The organism is Aeromonas sp. 82P (assembly GCF_051919365.1).
Classification (GTDB): domain Bacteria; phylum Pseudomonadota; class Gammaproteobacteria; order Enterobacterales; family Aeromonadaceae; genus Aeromonas; species Aeromonas veronii.
Map to the genome: position 1 here is coordinate 1649226 of NZ_JBQBEV010000001.1, position 20071 is coordinate 1669296.

Genomic DNA, 20071 nt, shown 5'->3' on the forward strand with positions numbered 1-20071 from the left:
TTGCTCCTCGCCGGGTGCGTTCCCGGCTTGTCGGTTTATAGGGGTGAGAGGGTTACAGCTGGTCGATCGCCGCAGCGAGACCCGCCAGGGTCAGCGGATGCATCCGTCCGCCAACCACGTCATTCATCAGTTTGATGGAGGGATGCCAGAGCCACTCCCGCCGCGGGGTGGGATTGATCCACACCAGTTTGGGAAAGTGTTGCTGCAAGCGGGTGAGCCACACCTGACCCGACTCCTCGTTCCACTGCTCGACACTGCCGCCCGGCCAGGTGATCTCGTAAGGGCCCATGGTGGCATCCCCCACCAGGATAACCTTGTAGTCGCTGCCATAGGTGCGCAGCAGCCGCAAGGTATCGAACCGCTCCTCAAAGCGGCGGGCGTTATCCTTCCAGACGAAGTCGTAGAGGCAGTTGTGAAAATAGAAGTACTCCAGATGCTTGAACTCGTGGCGCAGGGCGGAGAAGAGGCGCTGCACCTCGGCCACGTGGGCATCCATGGAGCCTCCCACATCGAAGAAAACCAACAGCTTCACCCCGTTGTGGCGCTCGGGCCGCAGTTTCACATCGAGCCAGCCCTGGCGGGCAGAACTTTTTATGGTGTCGTCGAGATCCAGCTCGTCCGGGTTGCCCTTGCGCACCCAGCGCCTGAGTTTGCGCAGTGCCAGCTGGATGGCGCGCTGGCCGAGCGGCGAGTCATCGCTGAAGTTGCGATAATGTCGGGCCTCCCACACCTTGACCGCCTGACCGTGCTGCCCCTCTCCACCCATGCGCACCCCCTCGGGGTGAAAACCGCCGTGGCCAAACGGGCTGCTGCCACCGGTCCCCACCCATTTGTTGCCGCCGGCGTGGCGCTCTTTCTGCTCGCTTAATCGCTGGTTAAGGGTCTCCAGCAGCTTGTCGAGTCCGCCGAGGGATTTGAGCAGCGCCTTCTCCTCTGGGCTCAACAGTCGCTCGAACTCCTTGCGCAGCCACTCCTCGGGCAGGCTTTCCGGCAGCAGGGGGATGGCGTCCAGCCCCTCATAGTATTCGGCGAAGGCGCGATCGAAGCGATCGTAGTGGGCCTCGTCTTTTACCAGCAGGCAGCGGGAGAGCTGGTAGAACTCGTCCATATCGATGGTGACCAGCCGGGCTGCCAGTGCGGCGTGCAAGTCCAGCAGTTCGCGCAGGCTGCAGGGGAGCTTGTGGCGGCGCAGATGGGTAAAAAAGTCGATCAGCATGGGTCAGCTGCCGCGCCGGGCCAAAAAGGCGAGCTTCTCGAAGAGATGCAGATCCTGCTCGGTCTTGAGCAGGGCGCCATATAGTGCGGGCACCAGCTTGCCCGGCTCGCGGGCGCGCATCGCCTCAGGGGCGATATCGTCGGCCAAGAGCAGGCGGATCCAGTCCAGCAGCTCCGAGGTGGAGGGTTTCTTGCGCAGCCCCTCTACCTCGCGCAGCTCGAAGAAGAGGTCCATTGCCTCGCCAAGCAGGCTCTCCTTGAGGTCGGGGTAGTGGAGCTTGACGATGGCCTGCATCTCGGCCTTGTCGGGGAAGCGGATGTAGTGGAAGAAACAGCGGCGCAGGAAGGCATCCGGCAGCTCTTTTTCGTTGTTGGAGGTGATGATGACCACCGGCCGCTGGCGCGCCTTGACTCGTTCGCCGGTCTCGTAGACGTCGAACTCCATCCGATCCAGCTCCAGCAGCAGATCGTTGGGGAATTCGATGTCGGCCTTGTCGATCTCGTCGATCAGCAGCACAGGTCGCTGCTCGGCGCTGAAGGCCTGCCACAACTTGCCTTTACGAATGTAGTGACTGATATCGGCCACTCTGGGGTCGCCGAGCTGGGAGTCGCGCAGCCGGGCCACCGCATCATATTCGTAGAGTCCCTGCTGGGCTTTGGTGGTGGACTTGATATGCCAGGCAATGAGATCGGTGCCGAGATGGTCGGCGACCGCTTCTGCCAGCACCGTCTTGCCGGTGCCCGGCTCCCCTTTGATCAGCAGCGGTTTTTCGAGGGTGATGGCGGCATTGACCGCCATCTTCAATGCATCGGAGGCGAGATACTGGCTGCTTCCTGAAAATCCCATAACGTCGGTTCCTTTGACGATTGGCGCCCGGAGTCAGGGGCCAGAGAGAATAAGCTCTATATGTTGTAATACCATATGGTTATAACGAATAGTCACTTCTCATTCAGAAACCACAGGGTAATCTTGTTTCATCGTCGTAACAAACACAGGGATAGCACCATGAGCAAAATTTTTGAGGACAACAGCCAGACTATCGGTCACACCCCGCTGGTTCGTCTCAACCGTGTTACCAAAGGCCGCGTGCTGGCCAAGATCGAGAGCCGCAACCCCAGCTTCAGCGTCAAGTGCCGGATCGGCGCCAACCTGATCTGGGATGCCGAGAAGCGCGGCATCCTGACCAAGGGTAAGGAGATCATCGAGCCCACCAGCGGCAACACGGGTATTGCTCTGGCCTTTGTCGCGGCAGCTCGCGGCTATCCTATCACCCTGACCATGCCGGCCACCATGAGCCTGGAGCGCCGCAAGCTGCTCAAGGCGCTCGGTGCCAATCTGGTGCTGACCGAAGGGCCGCTCGGCATGAAGGGGGCCATTGCCAAAGCCAACGAGATCCTCGAATCCGAGCCGGGCAAGTATGTGTTGCTGCAACAGTTTGAAAACCCGGCCAACCCGGAGATCCACGAAAAGACCACCGGCCCAGAGATTTGGGATGCCACTGACGGCGAAGTGGATGTGTTCGTAGCCGGGGTCGGTACCGGCGGCACCATTACCGGGGTCTCCCGCTATCTGAAGCAGACGAAAGGCAAGGCGGTGGTCTCTGTCGCGGTCGAACCGGCCGAGTCGCCGGTCATCAGCCAGAAGCTGGCTGGGGAAGAGATCAAACCGGGCCCCCACAAGATCCAGGGGATCGGCGCCGGCTTTATCCCGGGCAACCTGGACCTCTCCCTCATCGATCGGGTGGAGAAGGTGACCAGCGATGAAGCCATCGAGATGGCTCGCCGCCTGATGGAGGAGGAGGGGATCCTGGCCGGTATCAGCTCCGGTGCTGCGGTGGTGGTTGCCAGCCGTCTGGCCGAGCTGTCGGAATTTGCGGGCAAAACCATTGTGGTCATCCTGCCGAGTGCGGCGGAGCGTTACCTCTCCAGCGCCCTGTTTGCCGGGGTGTTCAGCGAGCAGGAGCTGCAGCAGTAACTGATCGGAATCTTTCAAAACAGCGGCGCTCCCAGGAGCGCCGCTTCTTTATGGGCTAGACTCAACCCCTGTTAGTGTCACTTGATCCTTATTTTTTGGGGTAAAATAACAAGTTCCGGAGTGAGAAAAAAAGCAGACATTCCGCTCTAAATCTCATATCCTGTGCGGCGTCACGCGGTGTTTGCTGGCTGGGTATCACAAAGTAACAAAGTGTTATTTTTCGTTATAAAATAATTTCAGGCCAGTCCTGATGCGGCTTGTAGCCAAATAACTGAAAATTGCCAACCAGCGCGCCGATTACTGCACAGAAACTTGACCTGGATTAAACCATTGCGGGTCTGCTTTCGTTACTTTACAACATATCCATACTGACACGGTGGGTCAGGTTGCTTCAAAAACGACCAATCCACCAAAAAATATCAATAATATGGGGTGAAACCATGTACGAGAAGTCTGTTGTTATTACTGCTGAAAACGGCCTGCACACCCGTCCGGCAGCTCAGTTCGTGAAAGAAGCCAAAGAATTCCAAAGCGAGATCACTGTGGTCTCCGGTGGCAAGTCCGCCAGCGCCAAGAGCCTGTTCAAGCTGCAGACCCTGGGCCTGACCAAGGGTACCAACGTAACTATCCAGGCTGATGGCCCGGATGCTCAGCAAGCTGTTGAGAAGCTGGTTGCCCTGATGGACGAGCTGGAGTAATCCAGCTTTAGATTCCTCCCCCACAGTCGTTTTAATAGGAAGGATTATGATATCTGGCATTCTTGCGTCCCCCGGTATCGCATTCGGTAAGGCGCTTCTTCTTAAAGAAGATGAAATCGTTATCAATCAGGGCAAAATCTCTGCTGACCAGATTGATGTCGAGATCAACCGTTTCCTCGAAGCTCGTACCAAGTCAGCTGCCCAGCTGGAAGCCATCAAAGAGATGGCCGGTCGCACCTTCGGTGAGGAAAAAGAGGCCATCTTCGAAGGCCACATCATGCTGCTCGAAGATGAGGAGCTGGAAGGGGATATCAAATCCTTCATCAAAGACAACAAGGCTTCCGCTGACAAAGCCATCTATGAGGTGATCGAACAGTACGCCAAGATGATGGCCGAGCTGGATGACCCTTATCTGCGCGAACGCGCTACCGACTTCCGTGACATCGGTACCCGTCTGGTCAAGAACGTACTGGGCATCGCCGTTGTCAACCTGAGCACCATCGACGAAGAGGTGATCCTGGTCGCCAAAGACCTGACCCCGTCTGAAACCGCTCAGATCAACCTGAAATATGTGCTGGGTTTCGTTACCGACATCGGTGGCCGTACCTCTCACACCTCCATCATGGCCCGCTCCCTGGAGCTGCCGGCCGTGGTAGGCACCAACGACATCACCGAGCGCGTCAAGAACGGTGACATGCTGGTGCTGGATGCGATCAACAACCAGATCATCATCAATCCGACCGCTGAACAGCTGACCGAAGCCAAGAAGTTCCAGGCTCAGTTCCAGGCCGAGAAAGATGAGCTGGCCAAGCTGAAAGATCTGCCTGCCATCACGCTGGATGGTCACCAGGTCGAAGTCTGCGCCAACATCGGTACCGTCAAGGATACCGAAGGTGCCATCCGCAATGGCGCCGAAGGCGTGGGTCTGTACCGTACCGAGTTCCTGTTTATGGACCGTGACGCGCTGCCGACCGAAGAAGAGCAGTTCAAAGCCTACAAAGAAGTGGCCGAAGCGATGCCGGATCAGCCGATCATCGTGCGTACCATGGACATTGGCGGCGACAAAGAGCTGCCATACATGAATTTCCCGAAAGAGATGAACCCCTTCCTGGGCTGGCGTGCCGTGCGTATTTTCTTCGACCGCGAAGACATCATGCACGCTCAGCTGCGGGCCATTCTGCGCGCCTCTGCCTTCGGCAAACTGCGCATCATGTTCCCGATGATCATCTCTGTCGAAGAGTTCCGTAGCCTGAAAGCCACCGTAGAGACGCTGAAAGCCGAACTGCGTGCCGAAGGCAAAGCCTTTGATGAATCCATCGAAGTGGGTATCATGATCGAGACCCCGGCCGCTGCCGTGATGGCTCATCATCTTGCCAAGGAAGTGGATTTCTTCAGTATCGGTACCAACGACCTGACCCAGTACACTCTGGCTGTCGATCGTGGTAACGAGATGATCTCCGCCATGTACAACCCGCTGTCACCCTCCGTCCTGACCTTGATCAAGATGGTTATCGATGCGTCCCACGCCGAAGGCAAGTGGACCGGTATGTGTGGTGAACTGGCTGGTGACGAGCGCGCTACCCTGCTGCTGCTGGGTATGGGTCTGGATGAGTTCTCCATGAGCGCCATCTCTGTACCGCGTATCAAGAAGCTTATCCGCAACACCAACTTCGAAGATGTGAAGGCAATGGCTGATCAAGCACTGAGCTTTGCCACCGCCGCTGAAATCGAAGCATGCGTAGATAACTTTATTAAGCAGAAAGCAGTCTGCTAAGATCGGCTGCAAACAGCGACAAATCATCTCTAGGAGCTTTATATGGGTCTGTTTGATAAACTGAAGAAACTGGTTTCCGACGATAGCTCTGACACCGGCGGCATCGAAATTTTTGCTCCGCTGTCTGGCGAAATCGTGCCGATCGAAGATGTGCCTGACGTTGTCTTCGCCGAGAAGATCGTTGGTGACGGTATCGCCATCAAGCCGGCTGGCAACAAGATGGTTGCGCCGTGCGATGGTACCATCGGCAAGATTTTCGAGACCAACCACGCATTCTCTCTGGAATCCGACTCCGGTATCGAGCTGTTCGTTCACTTCGGTATCGACACCGTTGAACTGAAAGGCGAAGGCTTCAAGCGTATCGCTCAGGAAGGTCAACAGGTCAAGCGCGGCGACACCATCATCGAGTTCGATCTGGCCGTTCTGGAGGCGAAAGCCAAGTCTACCCTGACTCCGGTTGTCATCTCCAACATGGACGAGATCAAAGAGCTGATCAAAATGACTGGTGCTGTGACTGTGGGCGAGACCCCGGTTATCCGTATCAAGAAGTAATGCCCGGCTGGCTCACGCCAGTTGCGCAGTAAAAAACCGAAGCCTTGTGCTTCGGTTTTTTTATGGCTGCGAGTCAGCTTTCCGTTCTGGTTACCACTCTATTCCGTTGAGATGACAACCCGGTTACGGCCCTGATCCTTGGCCTGATAAAGGGCCCGGTCTGCCATCATCAGCAGATAGTCGATGCTCTCCTGCCCCTTCATGCTGGCACACCCCAGACTGATGGTGAGGGAGAGCTGCTTCCCCTGCCATGGCAAGCGGGTGGTACTGACATGCTGGCGCAGCTGTTCGGCGCGCCGTGCTGCCTGTTCAATATCGCAACCAGGCAGGATCAGCAGAAACTCCTCTCCGCCCCAACGGGCCAGACTCTCCCCCGGCAACAGCTGGCTCGCCATGGCGTGGGCGACGGCGCAGAGCGCGGCATCACCCGCAGGGTGGCCGTAGCGGTCATTGACCTGTTTGAAATGGTCGATATCTCCCAACACCACCGAGAGGGGCTCACCTTGCAACCAAAGGGCCTGCAGCTGTTGCTGGGCGCCACGCCGGTTGGTCAGTTCGGTGAGCGGATCGGTGCAGGAGAGGCGGCTCACCTCTTCCACCATGCACTGCAGGTCGTGGATATCGCGAAAGGTGACGATATGGCCATCCGGGATGGCATCGGCTCCCAGCTGGGCAGTGACGATAAACCAGCGCGACTGACCGCTCTTGCAGCGGATCAGCGCAGGCATCTCGGCAACCTCCAGCCCTTGCGACAAGCTCTGTTCCACCTGGGAGTGCCAGGAGTCGATGATGGTGCGGCGATACCCTTCATCCGGGTAGACGACCTGAAACCAGGAAGCCATGTCCGGCAGATCGTCAAGGTTGTAGCCCAGCTGCTCAATGAAGGCTTTATTCAGGAAGCGGTGGCGCCGCTGCGGGATCATGTCGGGTGAGCAGCCATCGTGACGGGCAATGGATTCGGACACCAGAATAGGCAGCGGGATCACATCGAAGGAGCGAAACAGGATCTGTTGCAGTTCTCGGTCATTCATAGGAAAAGCAGCTCCACGATGCATCTTTTATATGCTTTACCATAGGTCAGACCAGTGTGGTGGTAAACCGATTTATGGCGGTTACGCCGCCGGTTTTTCAGCCAATGGCAAAGGCGAGAAAATAGCGGAGTTGTTTGCCGTGGCCGTATCGGGTGAAAGCAGGGCAGGCTGAGGAGAAGGGGCAGAGCAAAAGGGTCAAAAAAACCCACATGGTCAGGCACATGTGGGTCGGGAAAAACCAGACAGGGTAAAACAGACACTCCCTGTGTCGGTCATCTTCAGCTCAGGTGGAGGTGGTCCATCTGCTGGAGCTTTTCGGGCCAGGGCCCCTGCTGGTGGTCACCAAATCTTCACACGCTCGGAAGGTGGCAGATAGAGCTTGTCTCCCGGCTTGATGGCAAAGGCGCGGCAGAACGCTGGCATGTCATCCGGTATCCGTGTCTGGGCCCGCGCAATGAGGCTGGCGATCATGCTGCGTTGCTGTTTCATCGTGTGTGTCCTGTATGGGGGGCCAGTAGTGAATTGGCTGTAACCGCTGGTCAATCAGCTGCGAACGACCGAGAGGAAGCGACCGTCGTGATTGAAGGTGCAGGTAAAGTCGACCAGATTATCATCGGTCTCGTACTGGCCATGGACCTTGTATCTCTGGCCGCTCTCTTCTGCCGACTCGGTGGTGATATCGCGGGGGGAGACATGGAATTTGCTGGCCGCTTCCCCCGAGCAGTAACGGGGCATCTTGCTGGTGGCCATATGCTGGTCATCGCTATCGTCATGCTGGCCATCATGCTCGTGTTTGTTATCGCTGTGCTTTTTCCCGGCGTAATAGCCAGCAGCGCCGATGGCACCCAGCGCAGCTGCACCTATCAGGACTTTCTTGGTGTCCATATTCTGGCAGCCACTTAATGCCAGACAGGTGGCTATTCCCATTACCATCAAGGGGTGTTTCATCTCTCGGATCCTTTCAATTATCAAATGAGCAAGTCGGTGTCAGCCGGGCGGTGGTCACAGGGCCCGGCGCTGGAATGGCGCTACTTTGCAATGGTCAGGATGAAGAGGACACTCAAATAAAATTAAAAAAAGTTATAAAAATCCGGGAGCCGGAGCGAGCGCGGTATGGGGGCGCGGTGAGGGGAGAAGGGCGCAGGTTTCATCCATGCGGTAAGTAGTGGTGTGGGGCAAGTGTCTGTTTTTAGACTTTTATTTCTCTTTATATTTTATCAAGGGTGATGGCTGCCTGTTGTGCGGCAGCCAGCCATGCTGGCGGTGGATAGCCGTCTCTATCTTCATAAACTGGCATAAAAAAACCGCTCACCTGGGTGAGCGGCTGTTGTCATCAGATCAGTGCAGTTCGCTATCAGGCTGGCTGCTTGCCATCTTCCGCGGGAGGTGGCAGAGCGGCGGAGTTGGACTCCACCTTCTGCTCTTCGCCCTGCATGTTTTTGATGTAGACATCCATCTGGTTGAAGGCGATCTCGATGCCGTTCTCGCGGAACAGCTGGTCGATCTTGCGGTTCAACTCGTCCACCGCCGGGTTGCGATCACCCAGTTCGCTCACGAAGAAGCGCAGCTCGTGATCCAGCGTGCTGGCGCCAAAGGTGAGGAAGTAGACGATGGGGGCCGGGTCTTTCAGCACGCGGCTGTTTTCGTCGGCAGCCTGTTTGAGCAGGGTGCGGGTCAGCTCCAGATCCGAGCCATACGCCACGCCCACCCGTACGATCACCCGGGTGACGGTGTCACTCAGCGACCAGTTGATGAGCCGTTCTGTCATCAGCTGCTGGTTGGGGATGATCACCTCTTTGCGGTCGAAGTCGGTCAGGGTGGTGGCGCGAATGCGGATCCGCGAGACGGTACCGGAGAAGGAGCCGATGGTGACGGTGTCACCGATCCGCACCGGACGCTCGAACAGGATGATGATGCCGGAGACGAAGTTGGAGAGGATCTCCTTCATGCCGAAACCGATACCGACTGACAGACCACCCGCTACCCACTGCAGCTTGTCCCACTGCACGCCCATCATGGAGAGAGCGGTCAGGGAGCCAAAGCCGATCAGCACGTAGTTGAGCATGGTGGTGATGGCGTAGGCGGTCCCCTGAGCCAGGTTGAGCTTGGAGAGCACCAGCACCTCCAGCAAGCCCGGCAGGTTGCGCGCCAGTGACCATGCCCCGCCGAGCAGCAGGAAGCCAATCAGCACGTCACTGAGGCTGATGGGGAACAGCACGGCGTTGGCGCCGGTGCCTTCACTGCGGTGCCACAGCACCATGCTGTCGAGGTAGGAGAAGACCGCGACCAGATCGGACCAGAGCCAGTAGAAGGCGACACCGAAGATCAGCATCAGCACGGTACGGGTCAGACGCAGGGACTGCTGGCTGACATCCTCCAGATCCATGGGCTGCTCTTCGATGGACTCGCCACCTTCCGCATCTTCCGAAGATTTGTGCTCACGCTTGGCCACCGCACGACGGTAGGCCAGACGACGGGCAGCCAGCTCCAGACCACGCAGGGCGGTGCGGTAGACCAGGCTCCAGATGATGATGAGGTAGAAGGATTCGATCAGGCGACCGGTCAGCTTCAGCGCGGTGTAGTAGTAACCGAGCACGGCCAGCACGATCAGCGCCACCGGTGCCAGCGCCAGGGCGATGGCGATCAGCGACTTCTGCATGCTCGCCTCGCCCTTGATGCGGGCGCGGGAGATGGGGAACACCAGATAGGCGGCCAGCCCCAGCAGGGTCAGGGTCATGGCCTGGCCGATCACGTCGTTGCCCAGGGTGGAGGGTTCAACCACCGCCTTGGTTGCGAGCATGATGAGCGGCAGCAGTGGCAACCAGATGTAGCGCATGCTGTTGCGCTTGGCCTGCAGCTCCGCTTTCGGGATCCGGAAGTGGGTTTCGGCGATGCCGCCCGGGCGCATCACCGCCAGATAGACGCTGAACACCAGATAACCGAGGGCGAGGTTCAGGGTGATCTGGAACATCAGCTTGGGACTGAGCAGACCGCAGTAGGTGAGCAGCAGACCGCCAGCCAGAATGAACATGCTGCCCGGCAGGCGTTGCAGCACGGTATAGAGCAGGGCGCGCGGGGTGTGCCACTGGCTGTCCTGACGGAAACGGCCAAGGTCCTTGGTGATCTTCTTCTCGCGCTCAACCAGCGCCGGACGTTTCCAGACCAGCAGGCCGCCGATCAGCAGCAGCGGGAAGGCGAGCAGGGAGATCCCCAGCAGCTCTTCGCGCCAGCGTTTCCAGTCCGGTTTCAATACCCAGTCGGATGCCTGTTTGTATGCTTGGGCGGGCCAGCTGATAAACCACTTGCTGTCGATGGGCTTGTTGCTGCTTACCCAGAAGATGTGTTGCTGCAGGGTAAATTCGATAGAGGCATAGACCCGCGCCAGCTGCTGCTGGGTCAGCTGCAGGCTGATGGCGTTGGTGAGCTGGCTGTCGAGTTGGCGGTTGAGCTGATCGAGCAGATTGATGCGGGTATCGAGCAGCTTGGCAAGGTTCTCCTTGTCCTCCTCGCTGACCGGTTCCTTGCTGCCGGCGATCAGATTGTCCAGATAGAGGTTCTTCTGGAACAGTTGGTCACGCTGCTGGCTCAGTTCAAACTGGGCCAGATGCAGATCGGCAATCTGCTCTTCCAGATTTTTGACGGCGATGGTGGGCGCCGCTTCCAGCTGCTGGTAGAGCTGATAGAGGATGCGTGACAGCAGCAGATTGCCCTTGAGCATCTGCACCTGTTCATTGAGGTTGCGCTCGGTCTGGATGCCGCGCTCCAGCCAGCTCTTGGCTTGCAGGTTTTTCTGTACCAGTGAGTTGAGGCTGGTGGTGGCACCGATCAGCTGCTGGCTGAGCTGGTGGTTGAGCTCCTGCTCTTTTTGCACCAGCGGGCTGTCTTCGGTTGCCACCAGTTCACCGGTCTGCTCGGCGGTTTTTTCGGTGTCGCCAAGGCGCTTGGCGCTGCTCTGATCCTGCAACAGCTGCAGTTTCTGCTCTTCGCTGGCGAGACGGGCACTCTGGTAGTCGCGCTGCTTGATCGCCAGATCCTGCATGCTGGTACGGTTATCCAGCTCCTTTTGCAGGTGGGCCAGTTGCAGGTCGAGCAGGGCCAGTTCGGCACCGAGCTTCATCTTCTCGGCGCTGGAGACGCTTTCACCTGCGTTGAGGCGGGTACGGATCTCCTGACTGCGCTGGTAGGCACGGCTCATGCTGGCCTGGGCCCGTTCCGGCAGGGTCTGCAAGCTGGTGAGCTGGCTGCCGATGGCGCCGAGGGCCTCCTGCGCCGCCTGCATGTTGGCCAGCACTTCCGGCTGACGGCTGTCGAGCTCTGCCAGACTCATGCTGGCGTATTCGCTCTTGATCTGCTCGGCACTCTTGCCCTTGGTCAGAGCATCGAGCTTGGCGCTGATCTCTCTGAGTTCGGTGGGCAGGTTGCGGATCCGCTGGGCCTGAGTCTTGGCCTTTGCCTCTTCCTTGTCGATGCTGTCGAGCAGGCCGAGGGTTTCGGTCAGCAACTTCTGATCCGCTTGCTGACTGACGGTCAGGGTCTCTGATTTACCCAGACCATCAAGCGCTCGCTGAACTGCGTTGCGAGAGGGGACATCTTGCGCCATGGCTTGCGGGACGCAGAGGCTGGCGAGGAGACAGAGCAGCGGCAACAGGGTGGCCGAGACTCTTTTAAAACGTATTGAGGGCATATAACTTCCGGGTTATTACGCGATATTCGGGAGATTTCCCGCATAGATTAAATTCGCGTGGATTCTAACACCGGGCTTGTCAGGTAAGCAGGGGGGAGGGACAAAAAAAACGGCGCCCGCAGGCGCCGTTTTCAACTCGTTCAGCTCTGATTAAAGAACGTGAACAGAAGCGGTGTTTGTGGTGCCGCTCGGTACCAGAGCACCGGAGACCATCACAACCACGTCACCTTTCAGACCCATGCCGATTTCCAGCGCGGCTTCTTTACCGATGCGATAGAAATCGTCGGTAGAGGCGATGCTGTCAACCACGTGAGCAACCACACCCTTGGTCAGAACCAGCTGGGCAGCAGTTTTCTTGTTGGTGGTGATAGCCAGGATCCAGGCTTTCGGGAAGTACTTGCGAATGGCCTTGGCAGACTTGCCGCCTTCGGTAGCAACCACGATCAGCGGGGCGTCCAGCTTCTCGGAGGTCTCTACGGCGCCTTTACATACGGCTTCGGTGATGCGCAGCTTGTTGCTGTCGTTGGCAGCAGACAGGTTGGACGGCATCACGGCATCGGTACGCTCGCAGATGGTGGCCATGATGGTCACGGCTTCCAGCGGGTACTTACCTTTGGCGGATTCACCGGACAGCATCACTGCGTCGGTACCGTCCAGGATGGCGTTGGCCACGTCACCAGCTTCGGCGCGGGTCGGACGCGGGTTCTTGATCATGGAGTCCAGCATCTGGGTGGCAGTGATAACCACTTTGCGGGCTTTGTTGCACTTGGCGATGATCATCTTCTGGGCGAAGATAACTTCTTCAACCGGGATCTCTACACCCATGTCGCCACGAGCAACCATGATGCCGTCGGAAACAGCCAGGATCTCGTCGAAGTTGTCCAGACCTTCCTGGTTTTCGATCTTGGAGATGATCTGGATGTTCTCGCCACCGTGGGCTTTCAGGTGCTCACGGATTTCCAGAACGTCTTCTTTCTTACGGATGAAAGAAGCAGCAACGAAATCAACGCCTTGCTCGCAACCGAAGATCAGGTCGCGCTTGTCTTTCTCGGCCAGGGCCGGCAGCTTGATGGAGACGCCCGGCAGGTTAACGCCCTTGTTCTCGCCCAGGTCACCGTTGTTCAGCACTTTACAGATAACTTCGCGCTCGGTGATTTCGATAACGTCCAGACCGATCAGGCCGTCATCAACCAGGATGCGGTTGCCGACGCGCAGATCGTTGGCGAAACCTGCATAGGTCACCGCCACTTTGTCTTTGTTGCCAACCACGGTCTGGTCGGTGGTGAAGGTGAAAGTCTGGCCAGCGACCAGCGCGACGTCGTTGCCGCCTTCCAGCTTCATGGTACGGATTTCCGGACCCTTGGTGTCCAGCAGGATAGCTGCGTGCTTGCCGGTCTCGGCCATCACAGCGCGCAGGTTGCTGATGCGGCTGCCGTGCTCGGCGTAGTCACCGTGGGAGAAGTTCAGGCGCATGACGTTCATGCCGGCGTCCAGCATTTTGGCCAGCATTTCTTTGGATTCGGTCTTCGGACCGATGGTGCAGACAATTTTGGTCTTTTTCATGTCAATCTTCATGGTTAAGGAATTTCCGCCGAGCAATATACACCAGTTTTTGGAATCTTTTTATGATCCAGAAACAACGTTTTGACCAGATAACGTTTTCTTTTCAGGGATAACGTTTTCCTGTGAGTCACATTTTAGAGCATACGGCCACAGGTTCGGGCTGAAGGGATACAAATGTTGCCATCTGTGGTTGTTTGGCCGGGTTGAGGTTCAGATGTTGTAAAATGACCACCCGTCCGCTGTCACCGTCTTGTCACCGGCTTGCGCAAAAATGTTAGTTCATTGGCGCACGGGTGAAGGAGGCAGGGATGAAAAACAGCCATGAAACCGGATGGGCTCTGCTCTTGCTAGGCGCCGCCCTGCTGCTGGTTCAGACGCTGCCAGCTCGCTACTGGCCTGATAATGCCGGTCTGCTGGCGATCTTCTCCCATCCAGTGAAAGGGGAGGCGGCCGCCGAGGGATTGGCGTGGCGAGAGTGGCAGGATCACAGTGCAGCGACCCGGATGGCGCTTCGTGTAGCCCGACAGCTGCCTGAAGCGCCGCAGCCTTGATATCTATTGCTGCTTACCGGTCGTGAAAGCGTGAAATTATCAACCATTAGTTGATAGTTCTTATCTATCTTGCTGGATTGTCCACCTTTCATGGCAGGGGGATAATCGATTCCAACAGCGATATCCCCTCCGGTATCGCCCCCTGATACTTTGTTGTAGTCTGCTTTATGTCCCTCGCCCCTGTCTGGTTTATCTCCCACGGCGCACCGGATCTGGTGCTGCGTGAGCAACCCGCCACCCGCTTTCTGCGAACCCTGCGTCTGGGTGAGCTCAAGGGGCTGGTGGTCATCTCCGCCCACTGGTTCAGCCGCGAGCTACAGATCAACGTCGAGCCCAAACCGGCCTTGATGTACGACTTTTACGGTTTTCCCGAGCCACTCTATCGGATGCGCTGGCCTGCCAGCAGCCCCGAGTGGCTGCAACAAGGGGTGAGCGACCAGCTGGCACTGGCCGGACTGACCGCCACCCCGGTGCTGCGCGAGCTGGATCACGGGGTCTGGTCGCCGCTCTCCCTGATCGACCCAAACAGCGAGATCCCGCTGGTGCAGATCTCCATTCCCGCGAGCTTCACCCCGGCCCAATTGTGGCAGTTGGGAGAGGTATTGGGGGCGCTGCGCAGTCAGGGGATTGGCATCCTCGCCTCTGGCGCCATCACCCACAACCTGCGGGCGCTGGCACCGGAAGGCTCGCCAGTGCCGGAGTGGGCCAGCCAGTTTGTCGACTGGCTGGAGCAGAAGATGGCCGACGAGGATCGGCTGGCGCTGCTCGACTATCGCCGGCAGGCCCCCGGAGCGGTGGAGTCCCATCCCCACGATGACCACCTGCGCCCGCTCTTTGTGGCGTTGGGGGCGGCCGATGGTGTGGCGCCCACCCGGCTTCACGAAAGCTGGGATGGTGGCAGCCTCTATATGGGCGCCTACCGCTTCGGCTGATAGCCTCTCAACAAGACCCCGCCAATTGGCGGGGTCTTGTTATTTCCGGCGTAGTGATTTAGCCGATGGTACTGGTGATTGAGCTGATGCTACTCAGGGGACCACTACCCGGCTCTCGCCGCCGCCGAGGGCTTCGACCCTGATCTGCACGCCAATCCGCTCCACCAGCGTCTGGACGTGGGAGATGACCCCGATCTGGCGACCGGCGGCTTGGAGGGAGTCGAGGCTGGCGAGCGCCAGATCCAGACTGTCCGGATCGAGGGTGCCAAACCCTTCGTCAATAAACAGCGACTCGACCTGGGTCTGCCGTGACGAGAGGCTGGAGAGGGCCAGCGCCAGCGCCAGCGACACCAGAAAACTCTCGCCACCGGAGAGGGAGTCCACCGAGCGCACCTCATCCCCCATGTCGAGATCCACCACTTGCAGCGCCAGATCGGTGCCGGGTACCCGCTCCAGCCGGTAGCGCGGTGATAGTTCGGCGAGCTGGGCGTTGGCCTCCAGCAGCAGACGCTCGAGGGTGAGGCTCTGGGCGAAGGTGCGGAACTTGGCTCCGTTGGCCTGCCCGATCAGATCGCACAGCTGCTGCCAGTGGTCGGCCACCGCCTGCTGGGCGGCCAGCTCCTGTTGCAGGCTGCCCGCCTTGAGCGCTGCGGCTTCGGCCTGTGCCAGCTTGCTCTTGCTCTCGAACAGCTGTTCTTCAAGGGTGCGACAACGGGCATCGAGAGCCACCAGCTGCTCGCTCAGCTCTGCATCCGGCAGGGTGGCCAGCTCGGGGTGATGCTCCCGATAGCGATCCCGCTTGCTCTCCTCCAGTGCCAGCGCCCGTTGCCGCTCGGCAAGGCGGGTGCGCGCCTCGCCAAGGGCATCTTCCAACCCTTGCAGGGCAGTGCGGCGAGCCTTGAGTTCATCGGGGCTGATGGCGAGCAGACGGCGCAGGTCGTATTCGGCGATGCCGAGGGTACTGGCGTGGGCAGCCCAGCGCCCCAGCACCTCCCGCTTGCGGCGGCTGCTGGTCTGCTTTTCCTGCTCCACATGAGTGAGGCGGGTCTTGAGCTCGGTCTGCCGCTCCCGCAGAGCACGGCCGCCGCTTTGCATCAGATCCAGTTCGCTGGCGAGTTGTTGCAGACGCTGTTGCCAGCGGTTCTCGACCAGCGGGATCTCCTCGCCACCGAGACAACCGCTGCGGCTGGTGAGCAGCCTCTGCCGCTGCTGTTCGTGCTCCTTGTAGTCCCGCTCGAGTTTGTGCAGCAGCTCGCGCTGGGTCTGCAGGCGTGCCTCCTGCGCGCTCAGGGCGGGGGTGAGGCTGGCGATCTCGCTGGCCAGACGCTCCCACTCGCTCTGGCCGTGCAGCCAGGCTTCGCAGGCTCGCTGCCACTCTTGCCACTGCTGGCTGCCGAGCCATTGGCGCCACGGTTGGCCGCCCATCTGCTCGTCGAGGCGGTGGGCGCCTTGCTCAAGGCGCTGGCGCAGGGTCGCCTCCTGCTCGCCCATCCCCTTCACTTCCCCTTCCAGCGCGATGCGCTGGCGGTCGGCCTCCTGCCACTGCTGGTCAAACTGCTGGTGCTGGGCAGCCAGTTGGCTCAGTTGCTGACGCACCCCTTGCAGCTGTTGTTGACCAAGCTGGGCCTGACGCAGCTGCTGCTGGCTCTGGGCCAACCCTTGCTCCAGCGCCTGGCCACGGCCAAGCAGGGTGCTCATCAGCTCGTTCCACTCAATGGGGCTTTGGCGCAGCGGCAGCGGATGGCCGAGCAGGGTATCGCCACCCAGCTGTTGCCAGCGCTGGGTCAGCTGCTCGGCGCGTGCCTCCAGCTCCGGCAGATGTTGCTGACGCACCGCCAGCTGGCGGGCCAGCTCCTGACGCTCGCTCTCGCATTGAATGTACTGATGGTTGAGCCGCTCCCACTCCAGTTCCAGACTGCGGGCCCGCTCCGCCAGCTGACCCAGGATCCCCGCCACCTGGGGCTGGCTCTGGCTGTAGGGGTGCTCCTCGGAACCGCACAGCGGGCAAGGTTCGCCATCGCTCAGGATATGGCGATACTGCTCGAAGCTGGCGATGGCGCGGGACTGCTCCAGCGCGTGGCGCGCTTCATCCCGCTGCAGTGCGAGCCGCTCGCGGGCGGGGGCCAGCTCTTCGCTTAGGGAGGCGAGCTTGCCAAGGGCCTGCTCCAGCTGGCCAATCTCCTGTTGCAGGCGGGTATGCTGCTCGCCGTGGTTGCGGCCGTAATCGGCCAGCTCCAGCAGCTGGCGCAGCTGACCCAGTTGTTCAGTCTGCTGCTGCCACTGCTCCTGCGCCTTGGCGAGGCGGCTCTCCCACTGTTGCTCCTGCAGCTCGTTCTGTTGCTGTTGCAGCCGAGCTTGTTCATGTTGCCAGTAGTCGCGCTCTTGCTGGCCTTGCTCCAGCTGGCGCTGCAACTGTTGCAGGGCGCGCAGCTTGTGATCCCGCAGGGTGAGCAGTTGCTGCAGCTTGTCGGCATCCTCGGCCCAATCCTGCATTGCGCTGAGCAGGGGCTGCCACTGGCGGGCCACCGGTGCCAGCTCCTTGTGCTCTTCGAGCCAAAGTCCCCACTGCTGGTGCTGCTGCTTGAGCAGTTCCACCTGTCGGCTCTGCTCGCGCCAGCCCTGCTCCAGCGTGAGTTGCACTTCTCGCTCCTGTGCCCCCTCCTGCTGGATCTTCTGCAACTGCTGCACTTTCTCCCGGATGCGGGTATCGAGCTCTTGTGCCCGCTTGAGTTCGGGTTGCAGGGCGCCCCATTCCCGCTCGGCGGCGATCTTCTCCGCCAGCAACTGCTGTTCGGTCAGCGCGCTCTGCTGGGTCTGCTCTTCGAGTTTGGCCAGCTCCGGCCCCAGCTCTGCGATCACCTTCTCCTGCTGCTGCACTTCCAGAGTGAGGCGGGCCAGCTCGTCGTGATCGGCGCGGGCCACCTGGGCCTGTTCGGCACGGGCAAACTCCTCGCGCTCGGGGGCCGCGGCGCCGTGGGCCTGCAGGGCGGCATCGAGCGCCGCCTGTCCCTCGGCGCAGCCCTGCAACTGGGCTGCAATGCGGCTGTTGAGGTCGCGCAAGTCCTGCATCAGCTGCTGCTGTTGCTGCTCGTGCTTGAGGGTGGTCGAGAGGCTTACCTGCTGACTTACCCAATGCTCTCGGGTCGCTTCGTCCATCAGCGCCACGTCGCCGAGGCGCTGGGCAATAGTGGCCAGCTTCTGCTGCTCTTCCCGCGCCCGTTCATAGGTCTGGATGGAGATGGCGGAGTAGAGTTCGGTGCCGGTCATCCGTTCGAGCAGGGCGGAGCGCTCGTTGGCGTCCGATTTGAGGAAGGCGGCAAACTCCCCTTGCGGCAGGATCACCGCGCGGCGGAACTGCTCCCAGGAGAGACCCACCAGCTCGTCGATGCGATCCTGCAGCTCCCGCTTGCTGCCGGAGAAAACTTGCCCGGACTCCACATCGGTCAGGGTGCGCTCCTGCGCCTGAAAGCGCCCCTCCGAGCGGTTTCGCGCCCGGCGCACCGCCCAGCGGGCCAGCCAGATGCGACCATCGCAGCCACGAAACTGCACCTCGGCAAAGCCGCTGGCGTGGCCGCGGCTGAGGATGCCGCGCACGTCGTTGGCCTTGAGCTTCTCCTCGTCATCCATGCGGCCCACTTCGGCCACGTTCTTGCGATTGGCAATAAAGCGCGGCATCTCGTCGTAGAGGGCCAGACAAATGGCGTCGAGCAATGTGCTCTTGCCGGCGCCGGTGTTGCCGGTGATGGCAAACAGACCGGCGGCGCCGAGCGCCCCCTGGGTAAAGTCGATGGTGAAGGGGCCGGTCAGACTGGCCAGATTCTCACCTGACAGAGACAAGATTTTCATTGGTTTGACTCCTTCACCTGCTCCAGGATCTCTTCAAACGAGGCAACCAGCCCCGCCTCGGGCTCCCCTTCAAACTGGCGCTGATAGCAGAGGCGAAACACCTCGGTGGGAGAGAGCTCATCGAGCCTGCGCCGCTCGCGACCATCGGCCAGCCCTTCGCCCGAGCCCTGATACTGGGTGCTGATGCGGGCCAGCCGCACCGGTTTGTCTGCGATGGCGGCGAGAATCCGCTCGCGAATGCGCGCTTCTGGCTTGGGCAGCAGCAGCCGCACTTCGAGGAGGGTTGTGCCTCTTGTGGACAGACAGGCAGCTCGAGCGAAGCGATGGCTTTGAGTGCGTCGTCGAGGGTGCTCTGGGGCAGGCGGATCATCTCCACCGCGCGGGGCACCGGGATCCGCTCCAGCCCGGCCAGTTTCCCCTCCGCAAAGGTCACTTCCAGCACCTGATGGTTGTAGTTGGCTTCGGCAAGCGAGAGCGGTAGTGGCGAACCGCTGTAGTGCACCCCCTCGGCAGGGCTCTGGGCCAGATGGAGGTGGCCGAGCGCCGTGTAGTCTGCACCGGCAAAGAGTTCGGCGGGCAGGGCATGCTGGTTGCCGCCAAGCACCCGCCGCTCCGACAGCTCCGAGAGCTGGCCCGCCGCCAGATAGGCGTGGCCCATGGCAATCAGTGGCAGCGCTTCCCCGCAGCGAGCGTGCCCTTCGGCCAGCACCTCGGCGTAGACCTGTCGAACCCCTTCGATCAGCCTGTCTTGTCCTTCTGCCAGCTGTTCCACCCGCAGATCGCTGCTGCGCAGGAACGGCACGGCGGCGCACCAGGCGGCAATGTTGCCCTCCTTGTCTTGCAGCGGTACCAGCAGGCGGTCGGTCTCGAGCTTGCCCTCACTATCGCGGCTGATGCTGCCCACCAGATGCAGATCAAAGGCGCGCAGCAGTTCGTGTGGGGCATCGAGCTTGGAGGGGGAGTCGTGGTTGCCGCCGATCAGCACCATGTTGAGGTGGGGCATCTCGGCGCGCAGCCGCGCCAGAAAACGGTAGAGTTGCTGCCAGGCGCTGGCGGGGGGATTGGCGGTATCAAACAGATCGCCCGCTACCAGCAGGGCGTCGATCTCGCGCGCCTTGAGGGTGTCGCTCAGCCAGTCGAGAAAGGCATCGTGTTCAAAACGGCGGTCATGACCATGAAGTTGGTGGCCAAGGTGCCAGTCGGCGGTATGGAGGATTTTCATTGGAAAGCAGCCCGGTTGCAGGGACGGT

The 20071-nt window shown here is 59.9% G+C and carries 14 protein-coding genes and 1 pseudogene; 6 read left to right on the forward strand and 9 right to left on the reverse strand.

What is annotated here, in order from left to right; translation table 11 throughout:
• Positions 1 to 52: 52 nt before the first annotated feature.
• Both ACTG2S_RS07730 and ACTG2S_RS07735 read right to left on the reverse strand, forming a co-directional pair.
• The gene (locus tag ACTG2S_RS07730) at positions 53 to 1216 is read right to left on the reverse strand and encodes a vWA domain-containing protein (RefSeq protein ID WP_274160723.1); all 1164 of its coding nucleotides are present in this window, start codon (positions 1214 to 1216) and stop codon (positions 53 to 55) included.
• A 3-nt stretch (positions 1217 to 1219) separates the two neighbouring features.
• Positions 1220 to 2062: an AAA family ATPase gene (locus ACTG2S_RS07735; RefSeq protein ID WP_013723987.1), complete on the reverse strand. Its 843-nt coding sequence runs from the start codon at positions 2060 to 2062 to the stop codon at positions 1220 to 1222.
• 159 nt (positions 2063 to 2221) lie between these two features.
• Here ACTG2S_RS07735 and cysK point away from each other — a divergent pair, with 159 nt between their 5' ends.
• The 4 genes from cysK to crr all read left to right on the forward strand — a co-directional run bounded on the left by cysK (position 2222) and on the right by crr (position 6214).
• The gene (cysK, locus tag ACTG2S_RS07740; RefSeq protein ID WP_274160724.1) at positions 2222 to 3190 is read left to right on the forward strand and encodes a cysteine synthase A; all 969 of its coding nucleotides are present in this window, start codon (positions 2222 to 2224) and stop codon (positions 3188 to 3190) included.
• Between the two features lie 440 nt (positions 3191 to 3630).
• A complete protein-coding gene (locus ACTG2S_RS07745; protein ID WP_005338266.1) occupies positions 3631 to 3888 on the forward strand; it encodes an HPr family phosphocarrier protein in 258 nt (85 codons plus the stop codon).
• Between the two features lie 46 nt (positions 3889 to 3934).
• The gene (gene ptsI / locus ACTG2S_RS07750) at positions 3935 to 5662 is read left to right on the forward strand and encodes a phosphoenolpyruvate-protein phosphotransferase PtsI (RefSeq protein ID WP_204383759.1); all 1728 of its coding nucleotides are present in this window, start codon (positions 3935 to 3937) and stop codon (positions 5660 to 5662) included.
• 42 nt (positions 5663 to 5704) lie between these two features.
• Positions 5705 to 6214: a PTS glucose transporter subunit IIA gene (gene crr, locus ACTG2S_RS07755; RefSeq protein ID WP_005338264.1), complete on the forward strand. Its 510-nt coding sequence runs from the start codon at positions 5705 to 5707 to the stop codon at positions 6212 to 6214.
• 98 nt (positions 6215 to 6312) lie between these two features.
• Here the strand turns inward: crr and ACTG2S_RS07760 are convergent, their stop codons facing one another.
• The 5 genes from ACTG2S_RS07760 to pykF all read right to left on the reverse strand — a co-directional run bounded on the left by ACTG2S_RS07760 (position 6313) and on the right by pykF (position 13492).
• Positions 6313 to 7245, reverse strand: a complete 933-nt coding sequence (locus ACTG2S_RS07760) for a GGDEF domain-containing protein (RefSeq protein WP_274160725.1) — start codon at positions 7243 to 7245, stop codon at positions 6313 to 6315.
• A gap of 339 nt (positions 7246 to 7584) precedes the next feature.
• Positions 7585 to 7734: a hypothetical protein gene (locus tag ACTG2S_RS07765; protein WP_201947982.1), complete on the reverse strand. Its 150-nt coding sequence runs from the start codon at positions 7732 to 7734 to the stop codon at positions 7585 to 7587.
• A gap of 54 nt (positions 7735 to 7788) precedes the next feature.
• On the reverse strand, positions 7789 to 8193 hold the full coding sequence (locus ACTG2S_RS07770; protein ID WP_201947984.1) for a hypothetical protein: 405 nt from the start codon (positions 8191 to 8193) through the stop codon (positions 7789 to 7791).
• A 406-nt stretch (positions 8194 to 8599) separates the two neighbouring features.
• The gene (gene mscK, locus ACTG2S_RS07775; protein ID WP_236368500.1) at positions 8600 to 11929 is read right to left on the reverse strand and encodes a mechanosensitive channel MscK; all 3330 of its coding nucleotides are present in this window, start codon (positions 11927 to 11929) and stop codon (positions 8600 to 8602) included.
• Between the two features lie 150 nt (positions 11930 to 12079).
• Entirely contained in the window at positions 12080 to 13492 is a 1413-nt protein-coding gene (gene pykF / locus ACTG2S_RS07780; protein ID WP_031227651.1) for a pyruvate kinase PykF, read from the reverse strand.
• Positions 13493 to 13800: 308 nt separating this feature from the next.
• On the opposite strand from pykF, the gene ACTG2S_RS07785 reads away from it, so the two are divergent.
• Positions 13801 to 14043, forward strand: a complete 243-nt coding sequence (locus ACTG2S_RS07785; protein WP_021230511.1) for a hypothetical protein — start codon at positions 13801 to 13803, stop codon at positions 14041 to 14043.
• A gap of 167 nt (positions 14044 to 14210) precedes the next feature.
• Positions 14211 to 14975, forward strand: a complete 765-nt coding sequence (locus tag ACTG2S_RS07790) for a DODA-type extradiol aromatic ring-opening family dioxygenase (protein WP_274161587.1) — start codon at positions 14211 to 14213, stop codon at positions 14973 to 14975.
• Positions 14976 to 15068: 93 nt separating this feature from the next.
• Here ACTG2S_RS07790 and ACTG2S_RS07795 read toward each other — a convergent pair whose 3' ends face one another.
• The gene (locus ACTG2S_RS07795) at positions 15069 to 18821 is read right to left on the reverse strand and encodes an AAA family ATPase (RefSeq protein ID WP_439982269.1); all 3753 of its coding nucleotides are present in this window, start codon (positions 18819 to 18821) and stop codon (positions 15069 to 15071) included.
• Positions 18818 to 20043: pseudogene (locus ACTG2S_RS07800) on the reverse strand (exonuclease SbcCD subunit D C-terminal domain-containing protein). The gene ACTG2S_RS07795 and the pseudogene ACTG2S_RS07800 overlap by 4 nt, the downstream one beginning before the upstream one ends.
• Between the last annotated feature and the right edge of the window lie 28 nt (positions 20044 to 20071).